This is a genomic window from Pandoraea oxalativorans, from assembly GCF_000972785.3.
Taxonomy (GTDB): Bacteria; Pseudomonadota; Gammaproteobacteria; order Burkholderiales; family Burkholderiaceae; genus Pandoraea; species Pandoraea oxalativorans.
Window position 1 is genome coordinate 786,138 of record NZ_CP011253.3, and the last position, 19,344, is coordinate 805,481.

Annotated in this window: 16 protein-coding genes; 7 read left to right on the forward strand and 9 right to left on the reverse strand. The window is 63.5% G+C overall.

Going from position 1 to position 19,344, the window contains the following annotated elements; all coding sequences use genetic code 11:
• Nucleotides 1-183 precede the first annotated feature (183 nt).
• Complete coding sequence (locus tag MB84_RS03620) at nt 184-1,011, forward strand: alpha/beta fold hydrolase (RefSeq protein ID WP_046290789.1); 828 nt, start codon at nt 184-186, stop codon at nt 1,009-1,011.
• Nucleotides 1,012-1,077: 66 nt separating this feature from the next.
• Here the strand turns inward: MB84_RS03620 and MB84_RS03625 are convergent, their stop codons facing one another.
• From MB84_RS03625 to hppD, 3 genes are all read right to left on the reverse strand, one after another.
• Entirely contained in the window at nt 1,078-2,274 is a 1,197-nt protein-coding gene (locus MB84_RS03625; protein ID WP_046290790.1) for an amino acid aminotransferase, read from the reverse strand.
• Between the two features lie 115 nt (nt 2,275-2,389).
• Nucleotides 2,390-3,775, reverse strand: a complete 1,386-nt coding sequence (locus MB84_RS03630) for an amino acid permease (protein WP_046290791.1) — start codon at nt 3,773-3,775, stop codon at nt 2,390-2,392.
• 164 nt (nt 3,776-3,939) lie between these two features.
• Entirely contained in the window at nt 3,940-5,013 is a 1,074-nt protein-coding gene (gene hppD, locus MB84_RS03635) for a 4-hydroxyphenylpyruvate dioxygenase (RefSeq protein WP_039395888.1), read from the reverse strand.
• 324 nt (nt 5,014-5,337) lie between these two features.
• Here hppD and MB84_RS03640 point away from each other — a divergent pair, with 324 nt between their 5' ends.
• On the forward strand, nt 5,338-5,805 hold the full coding sequence (locus MB84_RS03640) for an Lrp/AsnC family transcriptional regulator (protein ID WP_046290792.1): 468 nt from the start codon (nt 5,338-5,340) through the stop codon (nt 5,803-5,805).
• Between the two features lie 332 nt (nt 5,806-6,137).
• The gene (gene leuA / locus MB84_RS03645; protein ID WP_046290793.1) at nt 6,138-7,850 is read left to right on the forward strand and encodes a 2-isopropylmalate synthase; all 1,713 of its coding nucleotides are present in this window, start codon (nt 6,138-6,140) and stop codon (nt 7,848-7,850) included.
• Between the two features lie 161 nt (nt 7,851-8,011).
• On the opposite strand, the gene pcaF is transcribed toward leuA, so the two are convergent.
• The 3 genes from pcaF to MB84_RS03660 all read right to left on the reverse strand — a co-directional run bounded on the left by pcaF (nt 8,012) and on the right by MB84_RS03660 (nt 10,692).
• Nucleotides 8,012-9,214 carry a 3-oxoadipyl-CoA thiolase gene (gene pcaF / locus MB84_RS03650; protein WP_046290794.1) on the reverse strand — a complete coding sequence of 401 codons (1,203 nt, stop codon included), beginning with the start codon at nt 9,212-9,214 and terminating at the stop codon, nt 8,012-8,014.
• Nucleotides 9,215-9,342: 128 nt separating this feature from the next.
• Nucleotides 9,343-9,993 carry a 3-oxoacid CoA-transferase subunit B gene (locus MB84_RS03655; RefSeq protein WP_046290795.1) on the reverse strand — a complete coding sequence of 217 codons (651 nt, stop codon included), beginning with the start codon at nt 9,991-9,993 and terminating at the stop codon, nt 9,343-9,345.
• 24 nt (nt 9,994-10,017) lie between these two features.
• Nucleotides 10,018-10,692, reverse strand: coding sequence for a 3-oxoacid CoA-transferase subunit A (locus MB84_RS03660; RefSeq protein WP_046290796.1), 675 nt, complete (start codon nt 10,690-10,692; stop codon nt 10,018-10,020).
• A 376-nt stretch (nt 10,693-11,068) separates the two neighbouring features.
• Here MB84_RS03660 and MB84_RS03665 point away from each other — a divergent pair, with 376 nt between their 5' ends.
• Nucleotides 11,069-11,869, forward strand: coding sequence for an IclR family transcriptional regulator (locus MB84_RS03665; protein WP_046290797.1), 801 nt, complete (start codon nt 11,069-11,071; stop codon nt 11,867-11,869).
• A 99-nt stretch (nt 11,870-11,968) separates the two neighbouring features.
• On the opposite strand, the gene MB84_RS03670 is transcribed toward MB84_RS03665, so the two are convergent.
• From MB84_RS03670 to MB84_RS03680, 3 genes are all read right to left on the reverse strand, one after another.
• On the reverse strand, nt 11,969-12,178 hold the full coding sequence (locus MB84_RS03670; protein ID WP_046290798.1) for a DUF2783 domain-containing protein: 210 nt from the start codon (nt 12,176-12,178) through the stop codon (nt 11,969-11,971).
• Between the two features lie 50 nt (nt 12,179-12,228).
• Complete coding sequence (locus MB84_RS03675; RefSeq protein WP_046290799.1) at nt 12,229-13,962, reverse strand: FAD-dependent oxidoreductase; 1,734 nt, start codon at nt 13,960-13,962, stop codon at nt 12,229-12,231.
• A gap of 133 nt (nt 13,963-14,095) precedes the next feature.
• Nucleotides 14,096-15,055, reverse strand: a complete 960-nt coding sequence (locus tag MB84_RS03680; RefSeq protein ID WP_046290800.1) for an MBL fold metallo-hydrolase — start codon at nt 15,053-15,055, stop codon at nt 14,096-14,098.
• A gap of 259 nt (nt 15,056-15,314) precedes the next feature.
• Between MB84_RS03680 and MB84_RS03685 the strand changes: the two genes are divergently transcribed.
• The 3 genes from MB84_RS03685 to MB84_RS03695 all read left to right on the forward strand — a co-directional run bounded on the left by MB84_RS03685 (nt 15,315) and on the right by MB84_RS03695 (nt 18,662).
• Complete coding sequence (locus tag MB84_RS03685; protein WP_052652918.1) at nt 15,315-16,154, forward strand: IclR family transcriptional regulator; 840 nt, start codon at nt 15,315-15,317, stop codon at nt 16,152-16,154.
• Nucleotides 16,151-17,011 carry an IclR family transcriptional regulator gene (locus MB84_RS03690; RefSeq protein WP_084009590.1) on the forward strand — a complete coding sequence of 287 codons (861 nt, stop codon included), beginning with the start codon at nt 16,151-16,153 and terminating at the stop codon, nt 17,009-17,011. Before MB84_RS03685 ends, MB84_RS03690 begins: the two co-directional genes overlap by 4 nt.
• Nucleotides 17,012-17,405: 394 nt before the next feature.
• Nucleotides 17,406-18,662 carry a histidine-type phosphatase gene (locus MB84_RS03695; protein ID WP_052652920.1) on the forward strand — a complete coding sequence of 419 codons (1,257 nt, stop codon included), beginning with the start codon at nt 17,406-17,408 and terminating at the stop codon, nt 18,660-18,662.
• Nucleotides 18,663-19,344: the final 682 nt, after the last annotated feature.

The following is a 19,344-nucleotide window of genomic DNA, read 5'->3' on the forward strand; positions in this document are numbered from 1 at the left end:
TGCCGGACCCTGAGGGCTCCGAACTTCATGACAGCCATGGGACAGGTTTCGTGAATGTTACTCACGCGCGCATCAAAAAATCTCACCTTGTAACGGCGCTCATCGACGCCTTAAATTAAAAGCCTTCGCTCGCGCCGACCTTCTTGCCGGTGCACGAACTCCCCCTCACTCAAGGATGACACCATGAGCACGTTCAAGACGAAGGATGGCACCGCGATTTTCTACAAGGACTGGGGCAAGGGCCGACCGGTCGTGTTCTCCCACGGCTGGCCGCTGAGCGCCGACGCCTGGGACGCACAAATGCTGTTTCTGGTGCAGCACGGCTATCGCGTGATCGCGCACGACCGACGGGGGCACGGTCGCTCGGATCAACCGGGCACCGGCAACGACATGGACACCTACGCCGACGACCTCGCCGCCCTCGTCGAGCATCTCGATCTGCACGACGCGACGTTCGTCGGCCATTCGACCGGCGGTGGCGAAGTCGCGCATTACCTTGGCCGTCACGGCACGAAGCGCGCGGCGCAGGCCGTGCTCATCGGTGCCGTGCCACCCGTCATGCTCAAGTCGGACAAGAACCCGGGCGGTCTGCCGATCGGTGTGTTCGACGAAATTCGCGCAAATGTCGCGGCCAATCGTTCGCAGTTCTATCAGGATCTGGCGGTTCCGTTCTACGGCTACAACCGTTCGAACGCCAAGAAATCGCAGGGCGTGATCGACGCCTTCTGGGCGCAGGGCATGTGGGGTTCGCACCTCGGCCAGTACCTGTGCGTGAAGGAGTTCTCGGAGGTCGATTACACCGAAGACCTGAAGAAGATCGATGTGCCGACGCTCGTGCTGCATGGCGACGACGATCAGATCGTGCCGATCGACGCTTCGGGCAAGCTCACCGCGCAGATCGTCAAGAACGCAACGCTGAAGATCTACCCGGGGGGCGCGCACGGCATGTGCACGGTCGAGGCGGACAAGGTGAACGCGGATTTGCTTGAATTCCTGAAGAAGGCGTCGTAAGCCTTTCGTCGCGCCAATGAAAAAGGGACGGCATCGCCGTCCCTTTTTTCGTCGGTGAGCGCAAGCTCAGCCGTTCAGCACCTTGGCGATGCTCTCGGCCACCACAGCCACATTGCTCTCGTTCAACCCGGCCACGCACATGCGGCCAGAGCGGATCAGATAGACGCCGTGGGCTTCACGCAGCACGTCGACCTGTGCGGCCGTCAGCCCCGTGTACGTGAACATGCCGCGCTGTTCCAGATAACGCGAGAGCATGTTGTCCGGCACATGGCCGCGCAGACCGTCGTGAATCGCGCCGCGCATGCGCGTGATGCGCTGGCACATGGCCGCAAGCTCTTCTTCCCACGACTTGCGCAGATCCGGCGTGCTCAGCACCTTGGCGACGATTTTCGCGCCGTGCGTGGGCGGATTGCTGTAGTTCGAGCGCACGGCGCTCGTCAACTGGCCCAGCACGCGATCGGCAGCTTCCGACGATTCGCAGATGACCGACAGGCCGCCGCAACGCTCGCCGTACAGCGAGAAGTTCTTCGAGAACGAGTTGGCGACGAATGCGGGCAGGCCCTGACGCGCCAGTTCGCGAATCACGAAGGCGTCGGCCTCGATGCCCGAGCCGAAACCCTGATATGCCATGTCGACGAAGGGCAGCAGTTCGCGCTTCTTGAGCACTTCGATCAGTTGCACCCATTGTGCATCGTTCAGATCGACGCCGGTCGGGTTGTGGCAGCAAGCGTGCAGCAGAACGACGCTACGTGCAGGCAGCTTGTCGATGGCGTCGACCATCGCTTCGAATTGCAGGCCGCCGGTCGCCTCGTCGTAATACGGATACGTATTCACGGTGAAACCGGCGCGCTCGAAGATGAAGCGATGGTTATCCCACGTCGGATCGCTCACCCACACTTGCGAGCCAGGGAAGTAACGCTTGATGAAATCTGCACCCACCTTCAGGGCGCCGGAGCCGCCGAGCGTCTGCACGGTGGCGATGCTGCCGTTCTTGCGCGCGGGCGAGTCTTCGCCGAACACGAGACCCTGCACGGCGTCGCGGTAGTTGGCAAAGCCAGCCATCGGCAGATACGGCTTCGGACCGACTTCGGCCAGCAGCAGCGCTTCGGCCTGACGAACCGCGTTCATGACCGGCAGGCGGCCAGCGTCGTCGTAATAGATGCCGATGCTCAGGTTGACCTTGTTGGTACGCGGATCTTTCGCGAAATTCTCGTTGAGCGAGAGGATCGGGTCACCGGGATAGGCATCGATGTGTTCGAACATGGCAGTTCCTGGAATAGCGATGGAATAACGATGGGTAACTTCCGATGATACCGCTAGTGCGGCACTGCCGGGTGTACGCCGGGCGTCGAAAGCCCGGCGTGCGACGTTGATCGATTTAGCGCGCTGCGCTGACCGGCACCGCCGTGGCCGCGTTTTTCTGACGCAGACGGTAGCCGACGGCCAGCACGACCAGCCACACCGGGATCAGATACACGGAGATGCGCAGATCCGGGATCAGATACATCACGACCAGAATGCCTGCGAGGAACGCCAGACACAGGTAGTTCGTGAACGGGTAGCCGAGGCTCCTGAAAAACGTGGTCTCGCCAGCGCGTGCCTTGGCACGACGGAAAGCAAGATGGATCACGCTGATCATTGCCCAGTTGATGATCAGGGCCGACACGACCAGGCCCATCAGCAGTTCGAACGCCTTGCCCGGCATGAAGTAGTTGATCACCACGCACACGGCCGTTGCGACTGCCGAGACGCCAAGGGCGGTCAGCGGAATACCGCGCGAGTTGACCTTGAGCAGCGCGCGCGGCGCATTGCCCTGACCGGCCAGACCGTACAGCATGCGGCTGTTGCAATACACGCAACTGTTGTAGACGGACAGCGCAGCGGTCAACACCACGGCGTTGAGTACGTGCGCGACGAAGTTGCTGTTCAGTTCATGGAAGATCAGCACGAACGGGCTACCGCCGGAGACCACCTTTTCCCACGGATACAGCGAGAGCAGCACGCCGAGTGCGCCGACGTAGAAAATCAGAATGCGGTAGATGACCTGATTGGTCGCGCGCGGAATGGTGCGCGACGGGTCGTCCGCTTCCGCCGCCGTAATGCCGACCAGCTCAAGCCCGCCGAACGAGAACATGATGACCGCCATCGCCATGACGAGGCCCGACACGCCATTCGGGAAGAAGCCGCCGTGTTGCCACAGGTTGGCGACGCTCGCTTGCGGACCTGCATTGCCGGAGAAGAGCAGATAACCGCCGAAGCCGATCATGCCGACGATGGCGGCGACTTTGACGATGGAGAACCAGAACTCCATCTCGCCATACGACTTCACGCTGGAGAGGTTGATGGCGTTGATGACGCCGAAACAAACGAGCGCCGAGACCCACGTGGGAATGCCGGGCCACCAGTACTGAACGTAGATCCCGACGGCGGAGAGTTCGGCCATCGAGACGAGGACGTAAAGCACCCAGTAATTCCAGCCGGAGACGAAGCCCGCGAACTGACCGCAATACTTGTTGGCGAAGTAGCTGAACGACCCGGCAACGGGTTCGTCCACGACCATTTCACCGAGTTGGCGCATGATGAAAAACGCGACGACGCCCGCAATGGCGTAGCCCAGCAAGACTGAGGGGCCAGCGGTTTTGATGGTTTGAGCGATGCCGAGAAAGAGGCCGGTGCCGATCGCGCCACCGAGCGCGATCAATTGGATGTGACGATTCTTCAGGCCGCGGTGGAGCGAGCCATCTTTTGCTGCGTTGGCGGACATGTCTGTTCCTTACCCTACCTTCGTATTCACGCGACGCGCTTCTCTGTTTTCATGCGGTGAGCACGAACCGGAAGCGTTGAGCCGCCACGGCGCGGCGCTTATGGCGCCATCGCCGTGTCCTTTGGGATCGTCCGTGCGAGCGGACGATCTTGTCTCCCCGGAACTCAGACCTTGAGCGTGCCGCGCTCGATCTGGTCGCGCTCAAGCGATTCGAACAGCGCCTTGAAGTTGCCTTCGCCGAAGCCGTCGTCGCCTTCGCGCTGGATGAACTCGAAGAACACCGGGCCGAGCAGCGTCTTCGAGAAGATCTGCAACAGCAGACGCGGCTTGCCGTTCTCGGTCGTACCGTCGAGCAGAATGCCGCGCGCCTTCAGTTCGCCCACCGGCTGACCGTGACCCGGCAGACGGGTCTCGAGCGCATCGTAGTAGAAGTCGTTCGGCGCGGTCATGAGATCGACGCCTGCCATTTGCAGGTTGTCGATGACCTGAAGCAGGTTGTCGGTGAGGAAGGCGATGTGTTGAATGCCTTCACCGTTGAAGGCCATCAGGAATTCCTCGATCTGGCCGCTGCCCTTGGCCGATTCCTCGTTCAGGGGAATGCGGATTTTACCATCGGGGGCGGTCATCGCCTTGGAGGTCAGGCCGGTGTATTCGCCCGAAATGTCGAAGTAGCGAATCTCGCGGAAGTTGAACAGCTTCTCGTAGAAATTGGCCCAGTAAGCCATGCGGCCACGATAGACGTTGTGCGTGAGGTGATCGATCAGGCGCAGCCCGTGACCGACCGGGTGACGGTCGACGCCTTCGATGTACTCGAAGTCGATGTCATAGATCGACTTGCCTTCTTCGAAGCGGTCGATCAGATACAGCGGCGCGCCGCCAATGCCCTTGATTGCCGGCAGACGCAGTTCCATCGGACCGGTTTCGATCTCGACGGGCTGTGCGCCGAGTTCCAGCGCGCGGGCGTAGGCCTTGTGCGAGTCCTTCACGCGGAAGGCCATGCCGCAGGCGCTCGGGCCGTGCTCGGCGGCGAAGTAGGCCGCTTCGCTGTTCGGCTCGCGGTTCACGATGAAGTTGACCTCGCCCTGACGGTACAGCACCACGTCTTTCGAGCGGTGACGCGCCACGAGCGTGAAGCCCATCTGTTCGAAAATGGGTTCTAGGACGTTCGGCGTAGGCGAAGCGAATTCCACGAATTCGAAGCCCATCAATTGCATCGGATTTTCAAACAGGTCGGCCATGATCGTCTCGGCTGGGTGAAGTGATTTGCAGGGATGACAGATTCGTTGGACGCATGGGCCGGCCGGAGGTGACGTCCCGGCCAATACAGACGACTTCGGATCGTGCAACAAAATTGTGCTTTATCGACCGGTGGGTCGGGTAATCGCAATCCGCGGGTTCCGTTCGTCGAAATCCTTGCTGTTGCAAGTGTTTCTCGCCCATTTTCGTCATTTCATCAGGGGCAGTGTAAGTGCGTCGGCGCAAAATAGGATTTCGTAAATGCGCTAGGGAAACCCTAGGTTATGCACTAATATTTCGTAAATCGGCATTGATGGGAAATAAAAATGCAGAGCATTGAAATTGATCGGATTGACGTACGCTTGTTGGGGATATTGCAGAGCCACGGACGGATTTCGAATCTCGAACTGGCCGAAGCGATCAAGCTTTCGCCCGCGCAGACGCTGCGGCGTCATCGGCGTCTCGAAGAAATGGGCGTGATCAAGGGCTACGACACCCGGCTCGACGCGCAACGGCTCGGCTTCAGCGTGGTCGCGTTCGTCCACGTGACGATGGAGCGCGGCCATATCCGCGACCTGTCGAACTTCAAGGGACTGGTCGCGGAACTCGCGCAGATTCAGGAGTGCTTTTCCGTGACGGGCGACATCGACTACGTGCTCAAAGTCGTGGCGCGCGATCTGAAGGCGCTGTCCGAGTTTCTGCTCGATACGCTGATGCGCATCCCCGGCGTGAGCGCGGTGAAGTCGAGCGTCTGTCTCGACGAGATCAAGTGCACGTCGGCCGTGCCGCTTTGATGGCGGCAATGCGTCCCGATCGGCGACGGCGCCCATTTCATGTCGTGGGAAACTCGCGAGGCGACACATCATGGTTGACAGCGTCCGAAAATCTGTGATTTCATGTGCCACATGATCACCGCGCAATTCTCCCTCTCGCTACGACTACTAGCCCGCTCCACCGGGCTTGGTCCGTTGCTGCGCGCGTGCATCGTCTGAATTCCTCACTGAAGCACCGCTGATTTTCCCCAGTTACGCCGACCTGAGCCCCGGTTCATCCAACCGGAGGTCGTAGCTTATCTGCGTCTGTGCGTCGTCCGGTTGACACTTTTGCTGACAATCGAGATACCGCCATGTTGAAGAACCCCGCTACGAAGTACCGCCCGTTCAACCCGGTCAACATTCCCGACCGACAATGGCCGAGCCGCACCATCACGCGTGCCCCGATCTGGATGAGCACCGATCTGCGCGACGGCAATCAGGCGCTCTTCGAGCCGATGGACGCTCAGCGCAAGATGCGCATGTTCAAGACGCTCGTCGCCATCGGCTTCAAGGAAATCGAAGTGGCGTTCCCGTCGGCCTCCGACACCGATTTCAACTTCGTGCGCGAGCTGATCGAAGGCGGTCACATTCCCGACGACGTCACCATCGAAGTGCTCACGCAAGCCCGCGACGACCTCATCGAACGCACCTTCGCTTCGCTCAAGGGCGCACCGCGCGCCATCGTTCACCTCTACAACGCCACGGCTCCCGAATTCCGCCGCATCGTCTTCAATCTCGATCAGCCGGGCGTCAAGGCGCTCGCCGTGTCCGCCGCGAAGACGATCAAGCGCTGCGCCGACGCCGCGCCCGAAACGCAATGGACGTTGCAGTACAGCCCGGAGACGTTCACGGGCACCGAACTCGATTTCGCCAAGGAAGTGTGCGACGCCGTCTTCGACGTATGGCAGCCGACGCCTGAGCGCAAGTGCATCGTCAACCTGCCCGCGACCGTCGAAATCGGCACACCGAACTACTACGCCGACCAGATCGAGTGGATGCACCGCAACCTCGCGCGTCGCGACTCGCTGATTCTCTCCGTCCACCCACACAACGACCGTGGCACGGCGGTCGCCGCCGCCGAGCTGGCCGTGATGGCCGGGGCCGATCGCATCGAAGGCTGCCTCTTCGGCAACGGCGAGCGCACGGGTAACGTCGATCTCGTCACGCTCGGTCTGAACCTGTACACGCAGGGCGTCGATCCGGGACTCGACTTCTCGAACATCAACGAAATCGCCCGCACGTCGGAAGAATGCACGCAGTTGCCGGTGCACCCGCGTCATCCGTATGTCGGCGATCTCGTGTTCACCGCGTTCTCCGGTTCGCACCAGGACGCCATCAAGAAGGGCCTCGCCGCGCAGAAGTCGGATGCCGTATGGGAAGTGCCGTATCTCCCCATCGACCCGAGCGATCTTGGCCGCACGTACGACTCGATCATTCGCGTGAATAGCCAGTCGGGCAAGGGCGGCATCGCTTACTTGCTGGAGCAGACGTACGGCGTGCAGATGCCGCGTCGCCTGCAAGTCGACTTCAGCTCGGCCGTGCAGCGCTACACGGACGAGACGGGCGCGGAAGTCACTGCCTCGCAGATCTGGCAACTGTTCCAGAAGGAATACGTGGCGTCGACGGATCCGGTGGCTTACGTCGCGCACACGCTGTCCGAGCGCGACGGCCGCCAGCACATCGCCGTGACCATCGACGTGCATGGCCAGCGCACGACGGTGTCGGGGGCCGGTAACGGTCCGCTCGACGCGTTGATGAACGCGATGCGCACGCCGGTTCGCGTGCAGCACTACGAGGAGCGCGCACTGACGCAGGGCGCAGACGCACGTGCCATCGCCATCGCGGAAATGGCGGGCGAAACGATTGTGGGCAGCGCGTTCGGCGTGGGTATCGACGCCAATCTGACGACGGCCTCGATTCGTGCGGTGATCAGCGGCATCAACCGTGCCTACGCACGCAGCGATGCCGACGCACAGGCCAAGTTCTTCGACGCCGTGATGCGCGACGTGGCGAAGGCGGTCTGAGCAGCGAACGCTAAGGAATGACAGGAAGGACTGAAGGAGACATTGGGCAGAAGCGTCCCGTCCCGCACTGATCGTGCGGGCGGGACATCGGGAGCGGCGCGGCGGAACTTACCGGTGAGCGCACGCACTCCCGGCCCGAGAACATCGGTGGTGATGCCGTATTACACCGCTTCGATGGCGATAGCGATGCCCTGGCCGACCCCAATGCACATCGTACACAGCGCAAAGCGACCACCCGTACGCCGCAGCTGATACATCGCCGTCGTCACCAGACGTGCGCCGCTCATGCCGAGCGGATGGCCCAACGCAATGGCGCCACCGTTCGGATTGACGCGCAGATCGTCGTCGGCCACGCCGAGTTGGCGCAACACGGCCAGGCCCTGGCTCGCAAACGCTTCGTTAAGTTCGATGACGTCGAACTGATCGAGCGACATACCGAGCCGCGCGAGCAGTTTTTGCGTTGCGGGAGCCGGACCGATGCCCATGATGCGCGGTGCTACACCTGCCGTCGCCATGCCCAACACACGGGCACGCGGCGTCAGGCCATAGCGCGCCGCACTCGCCTCGTCTGCCAGCAGCAGAGCGCAGGCGCCGTCGTTGACGCCAGAAGCGTTACCGGCGGTCACGGTGCCATCAGGGCGTACCACGCCCTTAAGTCTGGCGAGCGCTTCCATGCTCGTCGCACGCGGATGTTCGTCGCGATCCACGAGGATCGCTTCGCCCTTCTTCTGGGCAATGGACACCGGTGTGATTTCCTCGGCCAGCGTGCCGTTTGCCTGAGCGCGCGCCGCCTTCTCCTGCGAGCGCACGGCAAAGCGATCCTGATCTTCGCGGCTGATGCCGAAATCGGTCGCCACGTTCTCGCCCGTCTCGGGCATCGAATCCACCCCGTACTGCGCCTTCATGAGCGGATTGACGAAACGCCAGCCGATGGTCGTGTCGTACATCTCCGCCTGACGCGAAAACGCGCTGGCTGCCTTGCCCATCACGAACGGCGCACGGCTCATGCTTTCCACGCCGCCCGCAATCATCAGACCCGCTTCGCCTGCCTTGATGGCGCGCGCGGCGGTGCCGATGGCGTCCATGCCCGAGCCGCACAGACGGTTGATCGTGGCACCCGGCACGTCCTGCGGCAGGCCCGCGAGCAGCGCCGACATGCGCGCCACGTTGCGGTTATCTTCGCCGGCCTGATTGGCGCAGCCGTAGATCACGTCGGCGACTTGCGTCCAGTCGACGTTCGCGTTGCGCGCCATGAGCGCCTTGAGGGGGATCGCGCCGAGATCGTCGGCGCGCACCGACGACAGTGCGCCGCCGTAGCGGCCGATAGGGGTGCGAATCGCGTCGCAGATGAAGACTTCACTCATTTGACTACCTCACCGAATGGATGGAACGTGTGACGTGGGGCTGGCCGGACACGGCAGGGGGCGCGCTCACGTCAAAAAAATCGCCGGTCACATCATGGGATGTCCCGGCGAAGGTGTCTTGCGCAGTGTCAGGCAACGGCCGGTGAGGGCAACAGCGTCACACCGGTCAGGCGTTGTAGTTCGTCGAACGCGAGGCCCTCGACCATATCGACGACGCGCAGCCCTTCGGGCGTCACGTCGATGACCGCCAGGTCGGTGTAGATGCGCGTGACGCAACCCACGCCGGTGAGCGGATACGTGCATTGCTCGACGATCTTGCTCTCGCCCTGCTTGGTCTGGTGTTCCATCATCACGAACACCTGCTTCGCGCCGCTCGCGAGGTCCATCGCGCCGCCCACGGCCGGAATCGCATCGGGCGCGCCCGTGTGCCAGTTGGCGAGGTCGCCGGTCTTCGAAACCTGGAACGCGCCCAGCACGCAGAAGTCGAGGTGGCCACCGCGCATCATCGCGAACGAGTCGGCGTGATGGAAGTACGCACCGCCCGGCTTCAGGGTGACGGGTTGTTTGCCAGCGTTGATGAGGTCTTCGTCCTCTTCGCCCTTGGCGGGGGCCGGGCCCATGCCGATCACGCCGTTCTCGCTTTGGAGAATGATTTCCTTCTCGGCGGGCAGGTGATTGGCCACTGCCGTGGGCAGGCCGATGCCGAGGTTCACATAAGCGCCGTCGGGAATATCCTGGGCGACGCGGGCGGCCATCTGGTCGCGGGTCAGTCGGTTCATGTCTTGCTCCGGTTCAGATGGGGATCAGGCGGCGGTGGACGGTACGGCGACCACACGCTGCACGAAGATGCCGGGCGTGACCACGGCTTCCGGATCCAGCGCGCCGAGTTCGACGACTTCGCTCACCTGAACGATGGCGCACTTCGCCGCCGTGGCCATGATCGGACCGAAGTTGCGGGCGGTCTTGCGATACACGAGGTTGCCCCAGCGGTCGCCCTTGAGCGCCTTGATAAGCGCGAAATCGGCGTGGATGGGCGATTCGAGCACGTACGACTTGCCGTCGATCACACGCGTTTCCTTGCCTTCGGCAAGCAGCGTGCCGTAGCCGGTCGGTGTGAAGAACCCGCCGATGCCCGCGCCTGCGGCACGAATGCGCTCGGCCAGGTTGCCTTGCGGCACCAGTTCCAGTTCGATCTTGCCAGCGCGGTAAAGGCCGTCGAACACCTGCGAGTCGGTCTGACGCGGGAACGAGCAAATGATCTTGCGCACGCGCCCCGCCTTGAGCAGGGCGGCGAGACCCGTTTCGCCGTTGCCGGCGTTGTTGTTGACGATGGTCAGGTCGCGGGCGCCTTGTTCGATCAGCGCGTCGATGAGCGCCGAGGGCATCCCGGCGTTGCCGAAGCCGCCAATCATGATCGTCGCGCCGTCGTGGACGTCCGCGACAGCGCTGGCGAGCGAGTCGTAAATCTTGTTGATCACACGTGCCTCCTGGGCATTTCCGTCAATTCGCAAATCCACATTCCAACCGGATGAACGCGCTAAGGCAATCGCGTTTGCGGCGGCTGTCTCCGGGCGATGACGTCTTGTGCGGCGGCATCGTCTGGCGCATAATGTTCTTATAGCGAACAAATATTCGCTATAAGAACAGCGTAAGCCTTCCGTCGTTGGCCGTCAAGCGAGGGGCTGCCCGGAGTCTTTGCGATGCGCACGGCGTGAGACGGTCCTGAGAAGGACGGAAGCGAGACGGAAGCAAGATGGAAGCAGGGGACGAATGCGCACGGTAGAACCGGCGGCGCAAATCCATTACGCTTGCCGTTCACGCAAAGCTCAACTTTCTCCGACTTTCACCGACCCAATGACCCCAGCGACGAACGACACCCCCGATGCGACCGACAAGAAGCCGGGCGACTCCTATGTACAGTCGTTTGCACGCGGGCTGGCCGTGGTCAAGGCGTTCAACGCGACGCGCCCGGCGCAGACGCTCTCCGAAGTGGCGCAGGCGTCCGGTCTCACGCGGGCCGGGGCGCGCCGCATTCTGCTTACGCTCGAAGCACTGGGTTATGTGCGCAGCGAAGGGCGTTTGTTTCGTCTGACGCCGCGCATTCTCGATCTCGGCTTTTCGTATCTGACGTCGATGCCGCTGTGGAATCTGGCCGAGCCGTTCATGGAGGCGCTGGTCCAGGAGGTGCAGGAAAGTAGCTCCGCGTCGGTGCTCGACGGCGACGATATCGTCTACGTGCTGCGGGTGCCGGTGCGCAAGGTGATGTCGATCAATCTCTCGATCGGCAGCCGCCTGCCAGCGTGGTGCACATCAATGGGCCGCGTGATGCTGTCTGCTTTGCCGGACGACGAACTCGACGCCATCCTGCGTCGCGCCGACCTGCGCCAGCACACCCGACGCACCGTCACCGACATCGACACGCTGCGCACGCGAATTCTCGATGTGCGCGCAAAGGGCTGGGCGCTCGTCGACCAGGAACTGGAAGAGGGGCTGATCTCGATTGCTGCGCCGATCCGCAATCGCGGCGGGCAGGTGATCGCCGCTATGAACGTCAGCGGTCAGGCGAACCGGACGTCGGCCGCCGAGATGGAAACGAAATTCCTCGCACCGCTGCAACGGGCCGCGCAGAAGATCTCTCAGATGGTGGTGGTGTAACGCTGATGAACGATTAGACACGGCGAACGTCGTCGCAAGCAAAGGGGGCACCCGTTTACGGATGCCCCCTTTGCATTAACGCAGCCGAATGGCTGACGCTCAGTGCGCTGCGTTGCCGAGCGCCCCGGCGCGCGCAAGACGAATCGCCGAGAGCAGCGTGTCGTGATCGCCGACCTGATCGGCGAGCAGCAGAATCAATTGCGCGTTCGCCGCCTGACTTTGCGCTTCGTCGAGATCGCGATGCATGTCGATGAGCGCTTCGTAGAAGTCGTCGGGACGCGTCAGTCGCGGTTGAGTATCGAGTGCCATGAAGTGCCTCCTGCCTGCTTGACTTGTGTCGTCGGATTGACGTTATGCACTCACGCTGCGCATTGCAGCGGCGCGACTTCCGGTGCGGTGCGTCCCAGCGCGCGTTCGCGTGCGGCGGCGATGGCCGTCGCGTCGACCGAACGCCAGCGCGCGCACACGTGCTGGTCGGGACGAATCAGATACACCGTGCCGGGCGCGGCGTCGTAACGCTGTGCGGCAAGGCCTTGCGTGTCGTGCCAGATGCTGTGCGTGTCGTGGGTATCGCATGCCGCTTCGAGATCCGGCGTGACGAACACCGGTATCACTGGCACGCTCTCCGACGCGAGGGCTTCGAGCGCGGCGAGCGACGCCGCATCGAGCGACGAAGGCGCACCGAACACGAGCGCGACGAAACGTCCGCCCAGACGCGGCAGCAGCCAGCCCTCCTGACGATGCCGCGCGAGCGGCGCATCGACACAAGCGGCGCCCGGTGTCATGCGTCCGGCGAAGGCGTCGGTCTGTGCGGTGTTCAGCGTCGATTCGTGCAACACGGCGGGCACGGACAGACGTCCGCTATTGACCAGTTGACGCGCAAACGCATGATCGCGGGCGAGCGTCAGCACGGCGTCGCGGAACACGCGCGACACGGGGCTCTTCGGCGTAATGAAATCGGTGGAGCGCGTGGAGTTGCGGATGTTCTCGTCGGCGGCGTACTCACGCTCGCGAGCGTACGTGTCGAGCAGCGTGTCGGGTGCATGACCGGCCAGCACCAGCGCGAGCTTCCACGCGAGGTTCTCGGCGTCCTGCACACCGCTATTGGCCCCGCGCGCGCCGAACGGCGACACGCCGTGCGCGGAGTCGCCTGCGAACAGCACGTGAGCGTGACGGAAGTCGTCCATGCGCAGACACGAGAACGTATAGACGCTGACCCATTCCAGCGTGAACTTCGCATCGGGGCCGAGCAACGCCTGCACGCGCGGGATGACGCGCTCGGGGGCTTTCTCTGCGACCGGGTCGGCGTCCCATCCCAACTGGAAATCGATGCGCCAGACGTCGTCCGGCTGACGATGCAGCAACACCGACTGATTCGGGTGGAACGGCGGATCGAACCAGAACCAGCGCTCGGCGGGGAAGTCCGCCGTCATCTTCACGTCGGCAATCAGGAAGCGGTCCTTGAACGTGCGTCCGTGGCTGTCGACGCCGATCAGCTTGCGCACGGGGCTGCGCGAGCCGTCCGCCGCAACGACGTAGCGCGCAGTCGTCTGGTACTCGCCGTCCGGCGTCTCGACCGTGAGCGTGACGCTCGCGTCCGCCGAGCCGGGCGTGCCCTGCTGCGTGAGACCGACGACCTTGTTCTTCCAGCGAATCTCGATGTTCGGCAGTTCGCGTGCGCGCTCGAACAGATAGCCTTCGACGTAATACTGCTGAAGGTTGATGAAGGCCGGACGATGATGGCCTGCTTCGGGCAACAGATCGAAGTTGTAGACCTCCTGATCGCGCAGGAATACCCGGCCCACGTTCCAGCGCACGCCTTTTTCCACCATCCGCTCGCCGCAACCCAGACGGTCGAAGATATCGAGCGTGCGCTTGGCGAAGCAGATGGCGCGCGAGCCGTTCGAGAGCGTGCAATCGTCGTCGAGCACGATCACGGACACACCCTGCTGCGCGAGGTCGATGGCGGTGGCGAGGCCGACGGGACCTGCACCGACTACGATGACGGGATGCGTGACGGGGTCGGCGTGCGCGTTTTGTTCGGCGCACGACCGGTATTCGAACGTCAGGCGCTGGTAATCGATGCTGCTCATGCAAAGTCTCCATCGTCGGCACCGCACCGGCGCGCAAGCGTCGGTGGGTGACGTTTTTCTACTTTTGCTTTGACTGCTGATTGCTACCGCGGGCGCACCGTGCCTGGCTGCGCCCGGAGCTAACGCTGCGTCCTCAGTTCTGCAGCGCGGCCCACATTTCCTTGTCGCGCTGCGCCGTCCAGATGCGCGGATGCGTAATGCCGGACGCTTCGTCGAACGCGCGCGTCACGTCGAACGGCAGGCAGTGTTCGTAGATGAAGACGTGGCCGAACTTCGGATCCATCTGGCTGCGCGTAAGCGCCATCGCGCCCTTCAGGTCGAGCTTCTGTTCGACGGCTTGCTTACCGGCTTCGAACAGCGTCGTCACGAAATCCTTGGTGTACGCGAGGCCCTTGGCGACTTCGTCGGGGGTGGTCAGCGCGGGGCCGCGACCCGGCACGAGCTTCTCAGCGCCGAGGGCTGCGAGGGCGTCGAGCGTGGCCGGCCATTCGGCGAGTTGTGCGTCGCCGGTGTAGCAGGCGGCGTCGTACTCGACGAGGTCGCCTGAGAACAGCACCTTCTGCGAAGGCAACCACACCACCGTGTCACCCTTCGTGTGACCCGAACCGAGGTGCGCGATCTTCACTTCGAGCTTGCCGAGGAACAGCGTCATTTCCTTTTCGAAGACGAGCGTCGGCCATGTGAGGCCGGGCACCGTCTCGACACCGGCGAACAGACGCGGGAAGCGCTCGATCTCCGACTTCATGTCGGCTTCGCCGCGCTCGACGATCATCTCGTACGTGCCGCGGCTGGCGATGATCTGCTGTGCGCCTTCGGCGAAGTAGGCCGACGCGCCCAGCACACGCACGGCGTGGTAGTGCGAGAGCACGACGTACTTGATCGGCTTGTCGGTGATGGTACGGATCTTGGCGATCAGGTCCTGCGCCATGGCGGGCGTGGCCGTCGTGTCGACGATCATCACGCCGTCGTCGCCGATGATGACGCCCGAGTTCGGGTCGCCCTCGGCGGTGTAGGCCCACGTGTTTTCCGACAGTTGGGTGAACGTGACCTTCTTGGCTTCCAGGTCGGCTTGCGAGGCGAATGCTTTGGCCATGCTTGTCTCTCTCTTATCTCGTCTGCGGGGAGGGTGCTGTAGGGCGAACAGATCCTAAGTGAGGGCATCTTACGAAACGCTCAGATTATTTGTCAATGACAAATCTGATTGTTATTTGCTAATGTTGCGGCGTGAGTGATCGAGGCGGGTTTTCGGCGCGGGTTAACCCTGTGGCATTCGGTAAATGTCCGGGAATCTCGCTGCCTACCCGTTTAAAATCTAGGCCATTTTCTCGAGGGAGCGCAGCTCCCGAAACTGCATGAATCGAATTCCGATGGACAGCCCGACCGACGCGACTGACGGTGCGCAGGCGGCAGGCCAGCCCGGCCGTGGTTCGCGTGGCGTGCAAAGCGTGGATGTCGCGGCGCGCGTGCTTCAGGCGCTGGCGCAGGCGCGCCGCCCGCTGAGCCCCGGCGATATCGCCACGCTCGCAGGGCTGCCGCCCGCACAGGCGCATCCGTATCTGGTGAGTCTCACGCGGCTGGGTTTGCTCAAGCGTGATCCCATGTCCGGCGATTACGCGCCGGGGCCGATGACGCTGCGCCTCGCGCTCCTGCATCTCGAAAACGATCCGGCCTACCGCGCCGCCGTGCCGCGCGTGATGGCGCTGGCGCGCGAGACGGGCTTCTGCGTGGCAATCTGCACCTGCGCGCCGCAAGGGCCGGTCGTCGTGCATTTCGAGCGGGCGGCGTTCCCGTTGCATGTGAACTTGCATGTGGGCTCGGTCATGTCGCTGACGACGACGTCGACCGGCCGCGCGTTCTGCGCCTTCACGCCACAGACGCAATGGTCCCCGGCGTGGCACGAACAGATGGCGGGCGACGCGGCAGAGCGGGCGCGCTTCGACACCTTGCTCGACGAGACGCGCGAGCACGGCATGTCGCGCAGCGTGAATACGCCCAGCCCATCGGTGAGTAGCCTGTGTGCGCCGGTGTTCGATGCCAGTGGGCATTTGCGCCTCGCGCTGACGGCCATCGGTCCGACGGCGGCGCTCGACGTTGCGTGGGACGGTGCCGCCGCGAACGCCTTGCGGGCGACGGCCGCCGCCATCGCAGCGCAGATCGGGACCTCGGGCGGCGACGGCGAGGGGGCGGCATGAGCGCGACCCGGAACCGTAGCGAACCCCAGATGGAAAAGGACGAGATGGGAAGCGGTATCGCCAAGCCGCAACGCGGCATTCAGGCGCTGGAGAGCACGGGCGTGTTGCTTGAGGCGCTGGTGGCGGCGGGACGTCCGCTGCCGCTCAACGCGCTCGCGCGCGAAGCCGGAATGGCGGCTGCGAAGGCGCACCCGCATCTCGTCAGCCTACAGCGGGCGGGCCTGCTCTCGCGTGACGAAAACGGCAATTTCGAAGCGGGCGCGCTGAGTCTGGATCTCGGGCTGATGGCGTTGCAGCGGCTGTCGCCGACGGGCGAAGCCGAGCCGGAAATTCTGGCGCTAGCGCAGGCGACAGGGCTGTCGGCCGCGATGGCGGTCCTGGGGCCGGTGGGACCGACGGTCGTGCGTCTTGAAGAGGCGATGCGTCCGCAGCACGTGAGCTTGCGCATCGGCACCGTACTCTCGCTGGTGAACACGGCCATCGGCCGCACGTTTGCCGCCTTTCTGCCCCGGGCCGTGCTCGACGGTTTGCTCGCGCAGGAGCCGGTGCGCATGGCCGGCCTGGGCGCGGAGGCGCGCGCGGGGAAACCCTCTGCCGACTACAGCGCGCGTCTGAGCGGGATTCGCGAGCAGCGATTCGATACGGCGCTGAGCAATCCGGTGCCCGGTATCGATACGATTGCGGTGCCGGTGTTCGATCACACCGGCGAGGTGACATTGGTGCTCGCGCTGATGGGGTCGACGGGCAGTTTCGAAACCGCGTTTGACGCCGCCCCCTCGCAAGCGCTGCGGGCTGCCGCGCATCGGTTGTCGTGGCGTTTCGGCGCGGTGGGGCGCATGGACGAGGCGTCGGCGTAGTCGTTCGGCCTACGGCGACGTATTTCCGCCACGCCGGGCAGATGGTCGCCGAGGAGACGCGCACGCACGGTAAGATGAACGTCAGCGCCACCCGCGCTCTCGCCGTTCCCCTCGTTTCCCTCGTTTTTCCCTGCCACCCCGACCTGTTGCCATGACTGCTGCCATGACCCGCGCGATGACCCGTGAGCCCGTTCGATCTCCCGACGTTTTCAATAAGCGTGTTCCGGCCCGCCGGTGGCTCAGGCGACTCAGGGGACTCACGCGCCACGGCGCGCGGTGGCGGACATGTATCGTCGCGCTGAGCGTCGTAGGTGCACTGAGCGCCTGCACGACCCCGACGCAGCAGCAGCCCGGCCCCGCGAAACCGCCTGAATCTGCCGTCCGCATCGACGGCATGCCCGCCGACTGGACACTCGTCTCCACCGTGATCGTGAGCCGGCACGGTGTACGATCCCCGACTCACGCCCATCCCCCACTGGACAAACTTAGCCCGGACGCCTGGCCCGGCTGGCCGGTGCCCGCCGGTTATCTGACGGCACGCGGCGGTTCGCTGTCCGAGCGCATGGGCCGTTACTACGGCGACTGGCTGCGCGCGCGGCGCGTACTGCCGGAGAATGCCTGTCCGGCCCCCGGCGCTGTCTACGGATGGGCCGACATCGATCAGCGCACGCGCGAATCCGGGAATGCGTTGCTGCAAGGCATCGCACCGGGGTGCGACATGCGCACGTCGCACCAGACCGATCTCACGACGTATGACGCCGTCTTTCAGCCGGTCGCAGCAGGCGATTGCCCGCTCGATCCGGGCGCGGCGCGTGGGGCCATCGAGTCGCGTCTGGCGCCGGAGGGCGTCGCAGGTCTGAACAAGCGTTACCGCGCAACACTCGCGCGCATGGGCGAGGTGCTCGACTATGCGCACAGTCCCGCCTGCGGCGCGCCGGGCGGATGCAAGCTGGAGGAAGTGCCGACACGTCTGCGTGTCGAAGGCGACGGCAGCGGTGTAACGCTGCGTGGCGCGTTGGGCAGCGCGGCGAAGGCGTCGGAAGTTTTCTTGCTGCAAGCGGCCGAAGGCTTGCCTGACAATCAGGTGGCGTGGGGACGCATTCGCGACGACAAGGATTGGACGCTGCTGCTCGAAGCGCACAACGCGCAGCGCGACCTGCTGAACAAGACGCCGTATCTCGCCGCGACGAACGGCACGCCGCTGCTCGCGACCGTGCTCGACGCACTCACGCGCGCCGAAGCGACGAGTGCAACGCCAACGACCGCCGTACGCGGCCCGGCGCTGCCGACGGGCAATCGCGTCTTCGTGCTGACGGGACACGACACTAATCTCGCCAACCTCGCAGGCATGTTGAAGCTCGACTGGCAACTGCCGGGCCAGCCGGACAACACGCCGCCCGACGGCGCACTCGTTTTCTCGCTGTGGCGCAATCCGGCGGGCGAACCGTTCGTTCGCGTGGAACTGGTGTATCAGTCGATGCAGCAACTGCGTCAACTGACGTCGCTGTCGCTGGATGAACCGGCGAAGCGCGTCGCCCTCGCGCTGCCCGATTGCAACGACGGACCGCACGCCAGGGCGTGCCGCTGGCCTGCGTTCTCGCAACGCGTGAAGTCGGCGTTGTCGACAGCGTGTCTGGCGGGCGTGCAGTGATAGGTGCGGTGACAATCGCACAACAGGCGCGAACTTGAATAAAACACGGGAACTTCGGTTCCCGTTTTTCATTGCCTCAGATTCGTTGAGGGTGCGTTGCGCAGACGTCCCCCTCTAATTTATTTCGTGCACGAAATAAAAATTAAAATATACTTCGTGTGCGAACTATGTGTGACTTGGAAATAGGTTACTGAAAGGTGCTGCACATCCCCCCGGACATGCGAGTGCCGGGGAGCCGTATCATGACGTCACTTGCTGCTGAGATTCCTGCTGTCGACGGTTATCCGCTCGGCGCGCATGTCTGGTATCCCGAGGCATTACCCGCGAAGGGCCTTGTGCTGGTGCACCCGGCGACGGCCGTACCTGAGCGGCTTTACTTCGCGTTTGCGAAATACGTCGCCGAGCGTGGTTTGATTGCCGTCACCTACAGCTATCGGGGCATTGACGGATCGCGTCCGTCTTCGCTCAGAGGATTTCAGGCGCGTATGCGCGACTGGGCCGATCTGGATGCCGAGGGCGTCACGCGTTGGGCTTGTACTCATTACCCGTCGCTGCCGCTTTATGCCGTAGGTCATAGCTTCGGCGGTCACGCCATCGGATTGTGCGAAAGCTCGAACCTGCTGCGCGCAGCGGTTCAGGTGGCGTCGCATGCGGGGGCGATGCGCGTGGTGACGAACCGTCG

Bases quoted from the DNA above. Each gene is read 5' to 3' on its own strand.
- MB84_RS03620 (WP_046290789.1), top strand. From the start codon at position 184: ATGAGCACGTTCAAGACGAAGGATGGCACCGCGATTTTCTACAAGGAC.
- MB84_RS03625 (WP_046290790.1), bottom strand. From the start codon at position 2,274: ATGTTCGAACACATCGATGCCTATCCCGGTGACCCGATCCTCTCGCTC.
- MB84_RS03630 (WP_046290791.1), bottom strand. From the start codon at position 3,775: ATGTCCGCCAACGCAGCAAAAGATGGCTCGCTCCACCGCGGCCTGAAG.
- hppD (WP_039395888.1), bottom strand. From the start codon at position 5,013: ATGGCCGACCTGTTTGAAAATCCGATGCAATTGATGGGCTTCGAATTC.
- MB84_RS03640 (WP_046290792.1), top strand. From the start codon at position 5,338: ATGCAGAGCATTGAAATTGATCGGATTGACGTACGCTTGTTGGGGATA.
- leuA (WP_046290793.1), top strand. From the start codon at position 6,138: ATGTTGAAGAACCCCGCTACGAAGTACCGCCCGTTCAACCCGGTCAAC.
- pcaF (WP_046290794.1), bottom strand. From the start codon at position 9,214: ATGAGTGAAGTCTTCATCTGCGACGCGATTCGCACCCCTATCGGCCGC.
- MB84_RS03655 (WP_046290795.1), bottom strand. From the start codon at position 9,993: ATGAACCGACTGACCCGCGACCAGATGGCCGCCCGCGTCGCCCAGGAT.
- MB84_RS03665 (WP_046290797.1), top strand. From the start codon at position 11,069: ATGACCCCAGCGACGAACGACACCCCCGATGCGACCGACAAGAAGCCG.
- MB84_RS03670 (WP_046290798.1), bottom strand. From the start codon at position 12,178: ATGGCACTCGATACTCAACCGCGACTGACGCGTCCCGACGACTTCTAC.
- MB84_RS03675 (WP_046290799.1), bottom strand. From the start codon at position 13,962: ATGAGCAGCATCGATTACCAGCGCCTGACGTTCGAATACCGGTCGTGC.
- MB84_RS03680 (WP_046290800.1), bottom strand. From the start codon at position 15,055: ATGGCCAAAGCATTCGCCTCGCAAGCCGACCTGGAAGCCAAGAAGGTC.
- MB84_RS03685 (WP_052652918.1), top strand. From the start codon at position 15,315: ATGAATCGAATTCCGATGGACAGCCCGACCGACGCGACTGACGGTGCG.
- MB84_RS03690 (WP_084009590.1), top strand. From the start codon at position 16,151: ATGAGCGCGACCCGGAACCGTAGCGAACCCCAGATGGAAAAGGACGAG.
- MB84_RS03695 (WP_052652920.1), top strand. From the start codon at position 17,406: ATGCCCGCCGACTGGACACTCGTCTCCACCGTGATCGTGAGCCGGCAC.